Consider the following 13,957-nt stretch of genomic DNA (forward strand, 5'->3'; position numbering starts at 1 on the left):
GCAACGTTGGCGGCCCAAAGGTGCGGGCCCGCCGTCGCGCCCCTTTCGTCGGTGCCCGTCAGACCTTCGCGCCGCTCAGCAGCTCGTCCAGCCGCTCATAGCCTTCGGTCATGCCGCCCTCCATGCCGGACTGCGCCATGCCGTCCCGGGCTTCCAAGCTGGGGTACACGGAGTGGCCGCGGAGCCTGCACCGGCCGCCGCCGAGATCCTCGAAGGTCATGAACTCCAAGCTGACCACGTCCGGGTAGCCGCCGAACTCGAAGGTCTGCAGCGCGAACTCATTGTCGCGGACCGTGTGGAAGATCCCGCGGAACTCGTAGGGCACCCCCTCCGGCCCGGTGTGGACGTAGCGGTAAGTGCCGCCGCTGCGGAAATCATAGTGGTCCATTTCCATCTTCATGCCGCGCGGGCCCAGCCACTGGATGATCAGGTCCGGTTCCTTGTGGGCGCGGAAGACATCCGCCACGGGAAAGTCGAACTCGCGCTCGTAGTCGATGAAGGGCAGGCCCTCGGGGACGGAAAGCTTCAGGGAATTGCTCATCATTGTTCCTTTGCCTTGGCGCCGCGTTGCCCGGCGCTGGATTGAAGCACGGCATCGAGGCTGCGGAACTGACCCTCGCGGACCAGCCGGTACTGGTCGATCCACGCTGTGAGCGCCTCAAGCCGTGCAGGGTTCAGGTGGACGGGCCTGCGCTGGGCGTCCCGGGTGCGGGTCACCAATTGCGCCTGCTCGAGTACCTGGATGTGCTTTGAGACCGCCTGCTTGGAGATCTCGAATGGTTCCGCCAGTTCATTCACCGTGGCCGGGCCACGGCTCAGCCTGGCGATGATGCTCCGCCGGACGGGGTCGGCCAGGGCCAGGAAGGCCGAGTCCAGGGCCGTGCTGTCGGAAATCATCGGGAGTCCTTGCTTAACAGGGTTGCTTCGTATTCAACGTATTCATTGATCAACCTTTCGGTTGTTTAAGGATAGGCCTGCGAATCGCCGGCTGCAAGGGGAGAGGTCTTGTTTTCCAAATTCGTGGTTTGTTAGTATGTCAGTACAAACTTATTGAAGGAGAACTCGAATGCCATTGGTTCGCATTGATGTCAATGAAGGCCGCACCCCGGATGAGCTGCAGCGCCTGAGCCGCGGCATCCACGACGCCATTCTCGCCGAGTACGGCATCCCGGAGCGCGACTACTTCCACATCCTCACCGAGCACCCGAGCGGCCAGATTGTCGCCCAGGACGCCGGCCTCGGGTTCGAACGTACGGGTGGAGTGGTCATGATCCAGATCTTCACGCAGGCCGGCCGCTCCCAGGAAGCCAAGCAACAGCTGTTTGCTGCCGTCGCAGGGAAACTCTCCGAGGTGGGCGTCGCCGGCGAGGATGTCTTCATCGGCTACGTGGAAAATACGGCGGGCGACTGGTCCTTCGGCTACGGCCGCGCCCAGTACGTCACCGGTGAACTGGCTGTTCCGAAGAAATGACAGCCCTATAATTAGCGCGCTCTAATATTGATGTAAGTATGTCAGTACAAACCTTTGACAGGACATTCGATCTAAGGCAAAGTAGTGCCTGTGGCCCACACCACGGCCTTTACGGCCCGGACCACCAGCCTTCCGAAGGTGCCACGTTCCACACCAGAAAGGTCCACGATCACCGTGACCCATGAGCTTCTTACGATCGGGCGCATCAGCGTTGATATCTACCCGAACGACATCGGGGTTGGCCTGGAGGACGTTAACTCCTTCGGCAAGTACCTGGGCGGTTCGCCCTCGAACGTTGCCGTTGCCGCCGCCCGGCACGGCCGCCGGACCGGCGTTATCACCCGCACCGGGGATGACGCGTTCGGCACGTACCTGCACCGCGAACTGCACAAGTTCAACGTCGATGACACTTTCGTGACGCCGGTTCAGGACTGGCCCACCGCCGTCACCTTCTGCGCCATCAAGCCCGCCACGGACGAGTTCCCGCTTTACTTCTACGGGCGCTTCCCCACGGCACCGGACCTGCAGATCAAAGCCGAAGATCTGGACCTGGACGCAATCCGCGAGGCAGGGATCTTCTGGTCCACTGTCACGGGCCTCTGCCAGGAGCCCAGCCGCAGCGCGCACATCGCCGCGCACGAAGCCCGCCCCCGTACCGGGCTCGGCGAGGGCCAGTTCACCATCCTTGACCTGGATTACCGGCCGATGTTCTGGGCCTCCGAGGAGGAAGCCCGGGCCGAGGTCGCCAAGATCCTGCCGCACGTAACCGTCGCCATCGGCAACGACAAGGAATGCGCCGTCGCAGTGGGGGAGGGAACCCCCGACGAACAGGCCGACCGCCTCCTGGCCGCCGGCGTGGAGATCGCCGTCGTCAAGCTGGGCGCCGAGGGCGTCATGGCCAAGACCCGCACCGAGCGCGTCGTCTCCGCACCAGTCCCGGTGGAAACCCTGAATGGACTCGGCGCCGGGGATTCGTTCGGCGGTGCCTTCTGCCACGGCCTGCTCTCGGGCTGGCCGCTCGAACAGGTCCTGGACTACGCCAACGCCGCCGGCGCCATTGTCGCCTCCCGCCTCTCCTGCGCTGACGCCATGCCAACGCCGGAGGAAGTCACCTCGCTGCTGGCCGAACGCGGCCGCACCGTGCCGGGTGCCGTTTCCGGCGCCTCCATTCCCGAAGGAGCAGCACTGTGACCCTCACCCCCGTTAGCACTGGCCGGGCCGTGGACGATGATCCCCGCCGGTACGAGCACCTGAGCACCATCCGGCTGGAAGACCCTGAGGCCGTGGCCCGTGCGGCCAAGTCGCGCCGCCGCCACCCGGGCCTGAAGGCCGGCCGGCAGAACTTCATCGTTGCCGCAGACCACCCCGCCCGGGGCGCACTGGCTGTCGGATCGGACCCCGTGGCGATGGCGGACCGCCGCCAGCTGCTGGACCGCCTGCAGATTGCCCTGGCTAACCCTGCCGTGGACGGAATCCTGGCGTCCCCGGACATCATGGATGACCTGCTCCTGCTGGGCGCCCTCGACGGCAAGCTGGTCTTCGGGTCAATGAACCGCGGTGGCCTGGCCGGACTGGTCAATGAGTTCGATGACCGGTTCACCGGCCACACCGCGGCCGCCCTCGAAGCCTTGGGTGCCGACGGTGGCAAGATGCTGACCCGCATCTGCCTGGGCGACCCGGATACCGTCGCTACCCTTGAGGCAACCGCGAAGGCCATCGATTCACTGGCGGAGCGGAAGCTGATCGCCATGGTGGAACCCTTCCTGTCCGTCCGTGAAAACGGCAGGGTCCGCAATGACCTGTCCACCAACGCGGTGATCAAGTCCATCGGCATCGCGGAGGGCCTTGGCTCGACCAGCGCCTACACCTGGATGAAGCTCCCGGTCGTAGCGGACATGGAACGCGTCATGGCTGCCACCACCATGCCCACCGTCCTCTTGGGCGGGGACCCGGAAGGGTCCCAGGACGAAATCTTCGCCACTTGGGGAGCTGCCCTGTCCCTGCCCGGCGTCCAGGGCCTCACCGTAGGCCGGACGCTGCTCTACCCCGCGGACGGTGACGTTGCCGGCGCCGTCGCCAGCGCAGCCTCGCTCCTGCACCACACCACAGAAATTCCGGAGTAAACCGCCATGGGCACAACTACGCGCAGGATGACGGTGGCCCAGGCCGTCGTCGAATACCTTTCCAAGCAGTACACCGTAGACTCCATCAACGGGGTTGACTACCGCGAGCGGCTCATTCCCGGCACGTTCGGGATTTTCGGGCACGGCAACGTGGCCGGCGTGGGCCAGGCGCTGAAGCAGTACCAGCAGCTGGACCCGGCCATCATGCCGTATTACCAGGGCCGCAACGAACAGGCCCAGGTCCACCAGGCCGTGGGCTACGCCCGGCACACCCGCCGCCGCCAGACGTACGCGATCAGCACCTCCATCGGACCCGGTTCCTCGAACCTGCTGACCGGTGCCGCGTTGGCCACCACCAACCGCCTGCCCGTGCTGCTGCTGCCCAGCGACACGTTCGCCACCCGGGCCGCGGACCCCGTACTGCAGCAGCTGGAGCAGCCCCACGCCTACGACATCACGGTCAATGACGCGTTCCGGCCATTGTCCAAGTTTTTCGACCGCGTGAATCGGCCGGAGCAGCTGTTCTCCGCCTTCCACCACGGCCTGCGCGTCCTCACGGACCCGGCCGAAACCGGCGCGGTGACCATTTCCCTGCCGCAGGACGTCCAGGCCGAGGCCTTCGACGTTCCCGAGGAGTTCCTGGCTGAGCGGGAGTGGCGGATCCGCCGCCCCGACGCCGATGATGAGGACATCGCCCGCGCCGTCGCAGCGATCCGCTCCGCGAAGCGTCCGCTGGTCATTGCAGGCGGCGGTGTCCTCTACGCCTACGCCAACGACGAACTGGCGAAGTTCGCCGAACTGACCGGTATTCCGGTGGGCAACACGCAGGCCGGCGTCGGCGTCCTGCCCTGGGACCACAAGCAATCCCTTGGCGCGATCGGTTCCACCGGCACCACGGCGGCCAACGCCATCGCGGCCGGCGCTGACCTGATCATCGGCATCGGCACCCGCTACGAGGACTTCACCACCGCGTCCCGCACCGCGTTCCAGAACCCGGACGTGCGCTTCGTGAACATCAACGTCGCCCCGATCGATGCGTACAAGCACGGCGCTACGCTGCCGATCGTCGCCGATGCCCGCAAAGCACTGGTCAAGCTCAACGCTGCCTTGGGCGGCTACCGGGTCGGCGCCGACCTCGAGCAGCAGATCGCCTCCGAGAAGCAGCGCTGGGACAACACGGTGGACGAGGCCTTCGCACAGGACTACGCGCCGCTGGTGAGCCAGAATGCGATCATCGGCGCCACCAATAAAGCCATGGACGCCCGCGACGTCGTGATTTGCGCTGCCGGGTCGCTGCCCGGTGACCTGCACAAGATGTGGCGCGTCCGCGACCCGTTCGGCTACCACGTCGAATACGCCTACTCCTGCATGGGCTACGAGATCCCCGGCGGCCTCGGCGTCAAGCGGGCAGCCCTCGCCGAAGCGAAAAGTACGACGGCGGCAGGCGATCCAGGCGCGGAGGTGCGGGACGTCGTCGTGATGGTGGGCGACGGTTCCTACCTGATGATGCACACCGAACTGGTCACCGCCGTCGCCGAACGCATCAAACTGATCGTGGTGCTGATCCAGAACCACGGCTATGCGTCCATCGGCTCGCTCTCCGAATCCCTCGGCTCGCAGCGCTTCGGCACCCAGTACCGGGAGCTGGACGAAGCGCAGCACAGCTTCGACGCGGGGGAGACCCTGCCCGTGGACCTGGCCCTCAATGCCGAGTCCCTTGGTGTGAAGGTCATCCGGATCGAACCGGGGCGAAAGGTCATCGCCGAACTCGAACAGGCCGTCCGCGACGCAAAGGCTGCCCCGGAAGGAACCGGGCCCATCCTGATCCACGTCGAATCCGACCCCCTGCTGGACGCGCCGTCATCGGAATCCTGGTGGGATGTCCCCGTCTCCCAGGTGTCCGAACTGGATTCCACCCAGCAGGCCTTCCAGACCTACGCCGACCACAAGTCCCGCCAGCGCAAACTGCTCGGCTGACCCTGTACCTCCATCCCCTTCGAATCACTCAAGGAAGAGTTCCATGACTGCCACCACCACTGAAACCACCGTCATCAACCACTTCATCAATGGCGCCGAAACGGCCGGCGAGGGGGACCGCACCACCCCGGTCTACAACCCGGCCACCGGCCAGGTCTCCGCTGAGCTGCGCCTGGCCAACCGCGCCGACCTGGACGCCACCGTCGCGGCCGCACGCGCCGCTGCCGATACCTGGGGCGATATTTCCCTGGCCAAGCGCACCGCTGTTCTGTTCAAGTTCCGTGAACTCGTCGCCGCCCATGTGGACGACCTTGCCGAGCTGATCACCGCCGAGCACGGCAAGGTCCTCTCCGACGCCAAGGGCGAAATCGGCCGCGGCCTCGAGGTTATCGAATACGCCTGCGGCGTCCCCACCCTCCTCAAGGGCGACTACTCGGACCAGGTCTCCACCGGCATCGATGTCTTCTCCTTCCGCGAACCCCTCGGCGTGGTGGCCGGCATTACGCCGTTCAACTTCCCCGTCATGGTGCCGCTGTGGATGGCGCCGATGGCCATCGCCACCGGCAACGCGTTCATCCTCAAGCCCTCCGAACGCGACCCCTCCGCCTCCCTGCTGCTCGCCAAACTCTGGAAGGACGCCGGCCTCCCGGACGGTGTGTTCCAGGTCCTGCACGGTGACAAGGAAACCGTGGACGGGCTGCTGACCCACCCGGACGTGGACGGCATCAGCTTTGTTGGTTCGACCCCGATCGCCCAGTATGTCCACGAAACCGCCACCAAGCACGGCAAGCGCGTCCAGGCCCTGGGCGGGGCGAAGAACCACGCCATCATCCTGCCCGACGCCGACCTCGACAACGCCGCCGACCACCTGGCCGCCGCCGCCTTCGGTTCCGCCGGCGAACGCTGCATGGCCATCTCCGTCGCTGTCGCCGTCGGGGACGCCGCCGATGCCCTCGTCGCCAAGGTCCAGGAACGTGCCGAAGCCGTCAAGGTCAACAACGGCACCGAACCCGATGCCGAAATGGGCCCGGTCATCACGCCCGCCTCCAAGGAACGCATCCTGCGGATCGTCACCGAAGCCGAGACTGCCGGTGCCGCCATGGTGGTTGACGGCCGCGACCTCGTGGTCCCCGGCCACGAAGACGGCTTCTGGGTGGGCCCCACCGTCCTGGATCACGTCAAAACCGAAATGACCGCCTACCAGGAGGAAATCTTCGGCCCCGTCCTCGTCGTGGTCCGCGTCGACACCCTCGAAGACGGCATCGCCCTGATCAACGCCAACCCCTACGGCAACGGCACCGCCATCTTCACCTCCTCCGGCGCCGCCGCCCGCAAGTTCCAGCGCTCCGTCACGGTGGGCATGATCGGCATCAACGTGCCCCTGCCCGTCCCGGTGGCTTACCACTCCTTCGGCGGCTGGAAGGCTTCCCTCTTCGGCGACAAGCACATCTACGGCCCCGAAGGCGTATCCTTCTACACCCGCGGCAAGGTCATCACCTCCCGCTGGCCCGAAACCCACCACGCCTCCGGCGCCTCCTACAACTTCCCCTCCAACTGACACCAGAGAGAGACAACGCTGTCATGACTGAGAACAAGCTGATCATCGGCACCGCACCCGACTCCTGGGGCGTCTGGTTCGCCGACGACCCCCAGCAGACCCCGTGGGAGCGGTTCCTCGACGAGGTGGCCGAGTCCGGCTACAAATGGATCGAACTGGGCCCCTATGGCTACCTGCCCAACGATCCCGCCCGCCTGGCCGAGGAACTGAAGCAGCGCGACCTCAAAGTCACCGCCGGTACTGTATTCACGGCCTTCCACCGCGGCCTTGACCAGTGGGAGACCGCCTGGGAACCGGCCCGCAAGGTGGCCGAACTCACCGCCGCAATGGGTGGCGAGCACATCGTGGTCATTCCTGCCATGTGGCGGGACGATGTCACCGGCGAAGCCGTGGAAAGCGGCCAGCTCACGGAGAAGGCCTGGAGCGACCTGTTCGCAGGGCACAACCGGCTGGGCAAGACCCTGTTGGAGGACTTCGGCCTGCAGCAGCAGTTCCACTCGCACGCCGATTCGCATGTGGGCGCACAAGCGGACATCGAAACCCTGCTCGCCGCAACGGATTCGAAGTACCTGAACCTGTGCCTGGACACCGGCCACGCCGAATACTGCGGTGCTTCCAGCCTGGAACTGATCAAGAACTACCCGGACCGCATCGGCTACCTGCACCTGAAGCAGATCAACCCGGACATCCTCAAGAAGGTCAACGAGGAAAACATGACCTGGGCCGCAGCCAACCTCGCCGGCGTGATGACCGAGCCGCCGAACGGGCTGCCCGACCTGCGCGCCGTCATCGAAGCAGTGGAGGCACTGAACCGCCCCATCTTCGGGATCGTGGAGCAGGACATGTACCCGGTGGCCTTCGATGTCCCCATGCCGATCGCCAAGCGCACCCGCAACTACCTGCTGTCCTGCGGTTCCCGCACCGCCGTCAGCTGACGGACCAGCACAGCCCACTCCCTCCAGATTTCAAAGGACAGAACAATGACTGAAACCCTCCGCGTCGCCGTCATCGGTGCCGGGCGCATGGGCGCCGACCACATCCAGCGGCTCCACCAGCGAATCCACGGCGCCGAAGTGGCCGCCGTCGTCGACGTTGACCTCGCCCGTGCCGAGGCCGCCATCGAAGGCATCCCGGGCGCTGTGTTCCTCGCTGACGCCGAGGAAGCGCTCAACAACGGCGACGTCAACGCCGTCCTCATCGCCACCCCCGGCTTCCTGCACGAGGACATCCTTTTCAAGGCCATCGCCAAGGACATCCCCATCCTCTGCGAAAAGCCGCTGACCCCGGATGCAGAGTCCTCGCTGAAGATCGTCGAGGCTGAGGTGGCCTTGGGCCGCAAGCGCATCCAGGTGGGCTTCATGCGCCGCTTCGACGCCGAGTACGCCGCCCTTGGCTCCATCATCCGGAACCAGGAACTCGGCGAACTGCTGATGCTCCACCACCAGCACCGCAACCCCACCACCCCGGCAGGCTTCACCAACGAGATGCTGATCAATGACTCCGTGGTCCACGAGTTTGACGCCATCCGGTTCTTCACCGGCGAGGAAATCACCTCTGTCCAGGTCCGCCTCGGCAAGGCCACTAAGAACGCCCCGGCCGGCCAGCACGACCCCCAGCACGTCCTAATCGAGACGGAGTCCGGTGTCCTGGCCGACGTCGAAATCTACGTCAACGCAAAGTACGGCTACGAAGTGGCTACCCAGGCGTCCTTCGAGGAAGGCGTCGTCAGCATCGGCGGTGACAAGGGCCCCTACACCCGCAGCGCCGGCCGCTGGGGCGGCAACGTCACGCCCGGGTTCGAGGAGCGCTTCGGTGCGGCGTACGACGTCGAAATCCAGTCTTGGGTGGACGCGGCACTTAAGGGCGAAATCGGCGGCCCCTCCGCCTGGGACGGGTACGCCACCGCGGCGTGCTGCGAAGCCGGCGTCGAAGCGCAGAAGAACGGCGAGAAGGTGGCAGTGAAGCTGGCCGCCAAGCCGGACCTCTACAGCTAGTTCCACCTTTCCGGCCTTCCTGATCCACAATGGAGTGTTTACGTGAAAATCGCACTTGACCCCACCCCGTACCACCACTCGCACAGCCTCCTGGAGTTTCCGCGGGTGGTGGCGGACCTTGGCTACAAGTACATGCAGATGACCCCGCACGCGGACTTTATCCCGTTCTACAACCACCCCAAGGCCGACGATGAGCTCGTTGGCCAGCTGGGCAAGGCCTGCAAGGACGCCGGGATCGAGATCGCGTCCATCCTCCCGGTGCTTCGCTGGTCCGGGCCGGACGAGGACGCCCGTGAAGCGGCGGTCCGGTACTGGAAGCGAGCCATCCAGATTGCCGTGGACCTGGGCGTCAGCACCATGAACACGGAGTTCAGCGGCCGGCCCGAAAAGGCGGAGGAATCCGAGCGGGCGTTCTACCGGTCCATGGAGGAACTGCTGCCCATCATCGAACGTGAGGGCATCGACCTGCTGATCGACCCCCACCCCGACGACTTCGTGGAAGAGGGTCTGGCGGCCATCCGCGTGATCCGGGGCGTGAACTCGAAGAACGTGGGCATGGTCTACGTGGCCTCGCACAGCTTCCACATGAAGAACCAGCCGCTGGAGATCATGCGCGCGGCGGGGGACAAGCTCCGCCTGGTCCACGTGGCCGACACCATGGACCACCACGCCTCGCACGGCCTGCGCTACATCACCAACCCGCCGGGCAACCCGGTCCGCGTCCACCAGCACCTGAAGGTTGGCGACGGCGACGTGAACTGGGACGAGTTCTTCGGAGGGCTCAAGGAAATCGGCTTCCTGGACCGCGAGGACACCGTGATGGTCTCGAGCGTCTTCGCTGAGGACGACAATGCTGACGAGGTCTCCCGGTACCAGCTGGACACCATCGAGCAGTACGTCCAGAAGGTCAGCGTATGAGTGTGCCTGCGCATACCGAAACCAAGCCCGGGAACCACAAGAAGGCGCTCCGGACAGTCACCATCATCTCTACGTTCGGCGGACTGCTGTTCGGGTACGACACGGGGGTGATCAACGGCGCGCTGCCGTACATGCAGGAAGACCTCGGCCTGACGCCGCTCACAGAGGGCCTGGTGACATCCTCGCTGCTGTTCGGTGCTGCCTTCGGTGCACTGTTCGGCGGCCGGCTGGCCGACCGCAACGGCCGCCGCAAGATGATCATGGTCCTGGCCGTCATCTTCCTGATCGGCACACTGGCCTGCACGTTCTCACCAAGCACTGAAGTGATGATCGCCGCCAGGTTCATCCTGGGCCTGGCCGTGGGCGGCGCCTCCGTTACCGTCCCGGTCTACCTTGCGGAAGTATCGCCGAGCGACCGTCGCGGGCGGATTGTCACGCAGAACGAGTTGATGATCGTCACCGGGCAGCTGCTGGCCTTCATCTTCAACGCCTACCTCGGCAACACGTTCGGCGAATCCGGCGGCATCTGGCGCTGGATGCTGGTGATCGCCACGCTTCCCGCCATCGCGCTGTGGATCGGGATGAACTTCATGCCCGAAAGCCCGCGCTGGCTCGCGTCCATGGGCAGCTTCGGTGAAACACTCAGCGTGCTCCAGCGCATCCGGTCCCAGGAAGCGGCGCGGAAGGAGTTCGAGGAAGTCAAGGCCATGGCCGTGGAGGACTACAAGTCCAAGATGGGCACCTGGAAGGACCTCGGCATTCCGTGGCTCCGCCGGATCTTCTTCGTGGGGCTGGGCCTGGCGGTGATCCAGCAGATCACCGGCGTCAACTCGATCATGTACTACGGCACCCAGATCCTGTCGGAGTCGGGCTTCGGCCGCGAAGCGGCACTGACCGCCAACATCGCCAACGGCGTCATTTCGGTGCTGGCCACTTTCGTAGGGATCTGGCTGCTGGGCAAAGTGGGCCGCCGCAGGATGCTGATCACCGGACAGGCAGGCACCACGACGGCGCTGCTGCTGATCGGGTTCTTCTCACTGATCCTGCCGGAGGGCTCCGTCCGGGGTTTCGTCATCCTGGCGCTCACCGTGACGTTCCTGGCCTTCCAGCAGGGCGCCATCTCACCGGTCACCTGGCTGATGCTTTCCGAGATCTTCCCGCTGAAGATCCGCGGCCTGGGCATGGGCGCGTCCGCGTTCCTGCTGTGGATCGTCAACTTCCTGGTGGGCTTTGGCTTCCCGCAGCTCCTTGCGGCCATCGGGCTGTCCAACACGTTCTTTGTTTTCGCCGTACTGGGTGTGGGTGCCATCGCATTTGCCGCGAAGTACGTTCCGGAGACCAAGGACAAGAGCCTTGAGGACCTGGAGCACTACTTCAAGAACGTGGCCGGGCAGAAGCCCGGGGCCGCCGCCGGGAAGCTGAACTAGCCCGGCCGCCTATCGTTGCGCCCCAACAGGTGATGCCCCTCCGGTGATTCCCGGAGGGGCATCTTCTGTTGGTGCTGGAAGGTTGGGCCGTGACTACGCCGGAACGTGAAGCGTGGGCAGCGCACCCACCAGGGGTGCAAGTTCCGGCAGCGCCTGCGCCTGTTCAAGCGCACGTTCCAGCGTGGCGTCGTGGACCGGGCGGGCTTCGGCAAGCAGCGTGCTTCCGCTGGGGGTGAGCTCGGTGTAGATGCCCCTCCGGTCGTCGTCGCAGAGGATCCTGGTCAGCAGGCCCCGGTCCTCGAGCCGGTTCACCAGGCGGGTGGTGGCACTGGGGCTGAGGGCCGTGGCCCGGGCCAGCTGCTGCATGCGCATGTGCCAGCCGTCCTGGCGGTTCAAGGCGTCCAGGACGGTGTACTCCACCACGGACAGTTGGGACTCCGCCTGAAGGGACCGTTCCAGCTCGCCCTCGATCAGGCCGTGCAGGGCCGCCAGGGTTCGCCAGCCCTGCGCGCGGACCTCGACGGCGTCGTCCTTGATGCCCATGGATGCTCCTTCCGGTAAGCGGCTGCGGAGGACCGCTGCCAGCGATAGAGATAGTTGCTTGCGCGGTATATTTGCATGTGCAACAATAAATACCGCGCCTGCAACTATTTTAGGCGCCATTCCCCCTCAGAACAACCAGAACAGCTCAAAGGAGCATCACCATGCCTGTTGGCCTGATCGCCCTCGCCCTTGGAGGGTTTGGCATTGGACTTACCGAATTCGTTATCGCGGGCCTCCTGCCTGACGTTGCCGCCGACTTCGGGGTGAGCGAGGCGTCTGCCGGATGGTTCATCTCGGGCTACGCGCTCGCCGTGGTGGTGGGCGCCCTGGGATTGACGGCGGCCGTGACCAGGCTGGAGCGCAAACCCGTCCTGGCCGGCCTGCTGGTGCTGTTCATCGCCGGGAACCTGCTGTCCGCAACGGCTGCTGACTACTGGCCCATGATGCTGGGACGGGTCATCGCCGCACTCGCGCATGGTGCCTTCTTCGGCATCGGGGCGGTGGTTGCCGCAGGCATGGTGCCGCCCAGCAAGAAGGCCGGTGCCATCGCCCTGATGTTCACCGGGCTCACGGCCGCCAACGTCCTGGGTGTACCGTTCGGGACGCTGCTGGGCCAGGCTGCTGGTTGGCGGGCCACCTTCTGGGCCATCACCGTGATCGGTGTGGCGGCGCTCGCCGGCATCCTGGCCCTGGTGCCTCGGCAGGCCGGCGCAGCAGAAGCCGGCGGAAGCCTGCGTTCAGAGCTTGGCGCGTTCCGCTCCGGCCAGGTGTGGCTGTCCATCGTAGTGACGGTCCTGGGCTTCGGCGGCATGTTCGGCGCGTTCACGTACATTGCTTACACCCTCACAGAAGTGTCGGGATTCGCCACCTCAACCGTCCCGTGGCTCCTGATCGTGTTTGGCGTGGGGCTGTTCGCCGGTAACACCCTTGGCGGCAAAGCGGCGGACCGGAACGTGGACCGCACCCTGCTGGTGGTGCTCGCCGTCCTTGCTGTGGTGCTGGTGGCATTCGCCCTGGTGGCAGCCAACCCCGTGCTGACCGTGGTCTCCCTCGTGCTGATGGGCGGATTCGGCTTCGCCACCGTTCCCGGACTGCAGATGCGCGTCATGAAGTACGCTCCGGGTGCGCCTACCCTGGCCTCCGGCGCCAACATCGGCGCCTTCAATGTGGGGAACGCCCTGGGGGCCTGGCTAGGCGGCGTCACCATTACGGCAGGCTTCGGGTACACATCGCCCATTTGGGCCGGAGCTGTCATCACCCTGGCGGGCGTGGCCGTCATGGCCTTCGCTGCGACGGCTGCCAAGCGGAGCGAAACCCGCATAGGTACGCCGGCCGAAGCTCCGCGTGGGGCGTCGGCGGAGGCCGCAGGCGCGGTCCGCGTCTGAAACATCCGCCAAGTACGCGATGGAGGCCCGCTTAGCCGGACAAAAGTGTTGTCTCCTGCGCCTTGGGCGTGGGTTTGGGCATGGTTACTGTGTTCGCCCCAGGTGGAGCGGTGGTCGGCTGGGCCCTGGCCGGCACGTTGGCGGGCATCGGACTCACCCTTGCCAGTTGTGCTGGCTGGTAGTCTGCTTCATTCCTTATCACATTCGAAAGGTGGCCACGTGGCCGATAAAATTCCGAATCCTTGGATAAGCGCCTCGTTCTTCGTTTGGGCGATCCTGTTCGCGCTGTGGCAGCCTTTTGTCTGGTGGCGAGGAGTTGCAGCAGTCTTAGCCGTGGCTCTCGGATTCTGGGGTCTTTTCCTGTGGTGGCGCCACAGGCGAAAGAACTCAGCCACTGTGCCTCGGAAACCTTATGAAACCACTTCAGAGCATTGACAGAGGCGACGGCGTCGTCGCTGTGGAGAGTAGTCCTCCCAATGACACCGCAGACCAAGAGCGGCAGGGGTACCCCCGCCGCTCTCGGCGGTTTCATGGACTTAGCCTTGTGCGGTAAAGGATCCC

At 65.2% G+C, this 13,957-nt stretch carries 13 protein-coding genes; 10 read left to right on the forward strand and 3 right to left on the reverse strand.

Annotation, left to right across the window (positions count from 1 at the left end; translation table 11 throughout):
- Positions 1-58: 58 nt before the first annotated feature.
- Both ACFV4R_RS13265 and ACFV4R_RS13270 read right to left on the reverse strand, forming a co-directional pair.
- On the reverse strand, positions 59-541 hold the full coding sequence (locus tag ACFV4R_RS13265) for an SRPBCC family protein (RefSeq protein ID WP_377202901.1): 483 nt from the start codon (positions 539-541) through the stop codon (positions 59-61).
- Positions 541-897, reverse strand: a complete 357-nt coding sequence (locus tag ACFV4R_RS13270) for an ArsR/SmtB family transcription factor (protein ID WP_377202902.1) — start codon at positions 895-897, stop codon at positions 541-543. Before ACFV4R_RS13270 ends, ACFV4R_RS13265 begins: the two co-directional genes overlap by 1 nt.
- Before the next feature lie 169 nt (positions 898-1,066).
- On the opposite strand from ACFV4R_RS13270, the gene ACFV4R_RS13275 reads away from it, so the two are divergent.
- The 9 genes from ACFV4R_RS13275 (at position 1,067) to ACFV4R_RS13315 (ending at position 11,468) form a co-directional block, all read left to right on the forward strand.
- On the forward strand, positions 1,067-1,471 hold the full coding sequence (locus ACFV4R_RS13275; RefSeq protein WP_377202903.1) for a tautomerase family protein: 405 nt from the start codon (positions 1,067-1,069) through the stop codon (positions 1,469-1,471).
- 174 nt (positions 1,472-1,645) lie between these two features.
- Positions 1,646-2,662: a 5-dehydro-2-deoxygluconokinase gene (iolC, locus tag ACFV4R_RS13280; RefSeq protein WP_377202904.1), complete on the forward strand. Its 1,017-nt coding sequence runs from the start codon at positions 1,646-1,648 to the stop codon at positions 2,660-2,662.
- Complete coding sequence (locus tag ACFV4R_RS13285) at positions 2,659-3,594, forward strand: deoxyribose-phosphate aldolase (RefSeq protein WP_377202905.1); 936 nt, start codon at positions 2,659-2,661, stop codon at positions 3,592-3,594. Before iolC ends, ACFV4R_RS13285 begins: the two co-directional genes overlap by 4 nt.
- Positions 3,595-3,600: 6 nt before the next feature.
- The gene (gene iolD / locus ACFV4R_RS13290) at positions 3,601-5,571 is read left to right on the forward strand and encodes a 3D-(3,5/4)-trihydroxycyclohexane-1,2-dione acylhydrolase (decyclizing) (protein ID WP_377202906.1); all 1,971 of its coding nucleotides are present in this window, start codon (positions 3,601-3,603) and stop codon (positions 5,569-5,571) included.
- A 43-nt stretch (positions 5,572-5,614) separates the two neighbouring features.
- Positions 5,615-7,129 (forward strand): CoA-acylating methylmalonate-semialdehyde dehydrogenase, encoded by a 1,515-nt coding sequence (locus ACFV4R_RS13295; RefSeq protein WP_377202907.1) that lies wholly within the window; start codon positions 5,615-5,617, stop codon positions 7,127-7,129.
- Positions 7,130-7,152: 23 nt separating this feature from the next.
- A complete protein-coding gene (locus ACFV4R_RS13300) occupies positions 7,153-8,064 on the forward strand; it encodes a sugar phosphate isomerase/epimerase (protein WP_056083841.1) in 912 nt (303 codons plus the stop codon).
- A gap of 45 nt (positions 8,065-8,109) precedes the next feature.
- Positions 8,110-9,123: a Gfo/Idh/MocA family protein gene (locus ACFV4R_RS13305; protein ID WP_377202908.1), complete on the forward strand. Its 1,014-nt coding sequence runs from the start codon at positions 8,110-8,112 to the stop codon at positions 9,121-9,123.
- Between the two features lie 42 nt (positions 9,124-9,165).
- The gene (locus ACFV4R_RS13310; RefSeq protein ID WP_377202909.1) at positions 9,166-10,041 is read left to right on the forward strand and encodes a sugar phosphate isomerase/epimerase family protein; all 876 of its coding nucleotides are present in this window, start codon (positions 9,166-9,168) and stop codon (positions 10,039-10,041) included.
- Positions 10,038-11,468 carry a sugar porter family MFS transporter gene (locus tag ACFV4R_RS13315; RefSeq protein ID WP_377202910.1) on the forward strand — a complete coding sequence of 477 codons (1,431 nt, stop codon included), beginning with the start codon at positions 10,038-10,040 and terminating at the stop codon, positions 11,466-11,468. The genes ACFV4R_RS13310 and ACFV4R_RS13315 overlap by 4 nt, the downstream gene beginning before the upstream one ends.
- A 93-nt stretch (positions 11,469-11,561) precedes the next feature.
- Here the strand turns inward: ACFV4R_RS13315 and ACFV4R_RS13320 are convergent, their stop codons facing one another.
- Positions 11,562-12,011, reverse strand: a complete 450-nt coding sequence (locus tag ACFV4R_RS13320; protein ID WP_015936163.1) for a MarR family winged helix-turn-helix transcriptional regulator — start codon at positions 12,009-12,011, stop codon at positions 11,562-11,564.
- Positions 12,012-12,172: 161 nt separating this feature from the next.
- On the opposite strand from ACFV4R_RS13320, the gene ACFV4R_RS13325 reads away from it, so the two are divergent.
- Positions 12,173-13,396, forward strand: a complete 1,224-nt coding sequence (locus ACFV4R_RS13325) for an MFS transporter (RefSeq protein WP_377202911.1) — start codon at positions 12,173-12,175, stop codon at positions 13,394-13,396.
- Positions 13,397-13,957: the final 561 nt, after the last annotated feature.

This window comes from Pseudarthrobacter sp. NPDC059871, from assembly GCF_042731175.1.
In the GTDB taxonomy this organism is placed as follows: domain Bacteria; phylum Actinomycetota; class Actinomycetes; order Actinomycetales; family Micrococcaceae; genus Arthrobacter.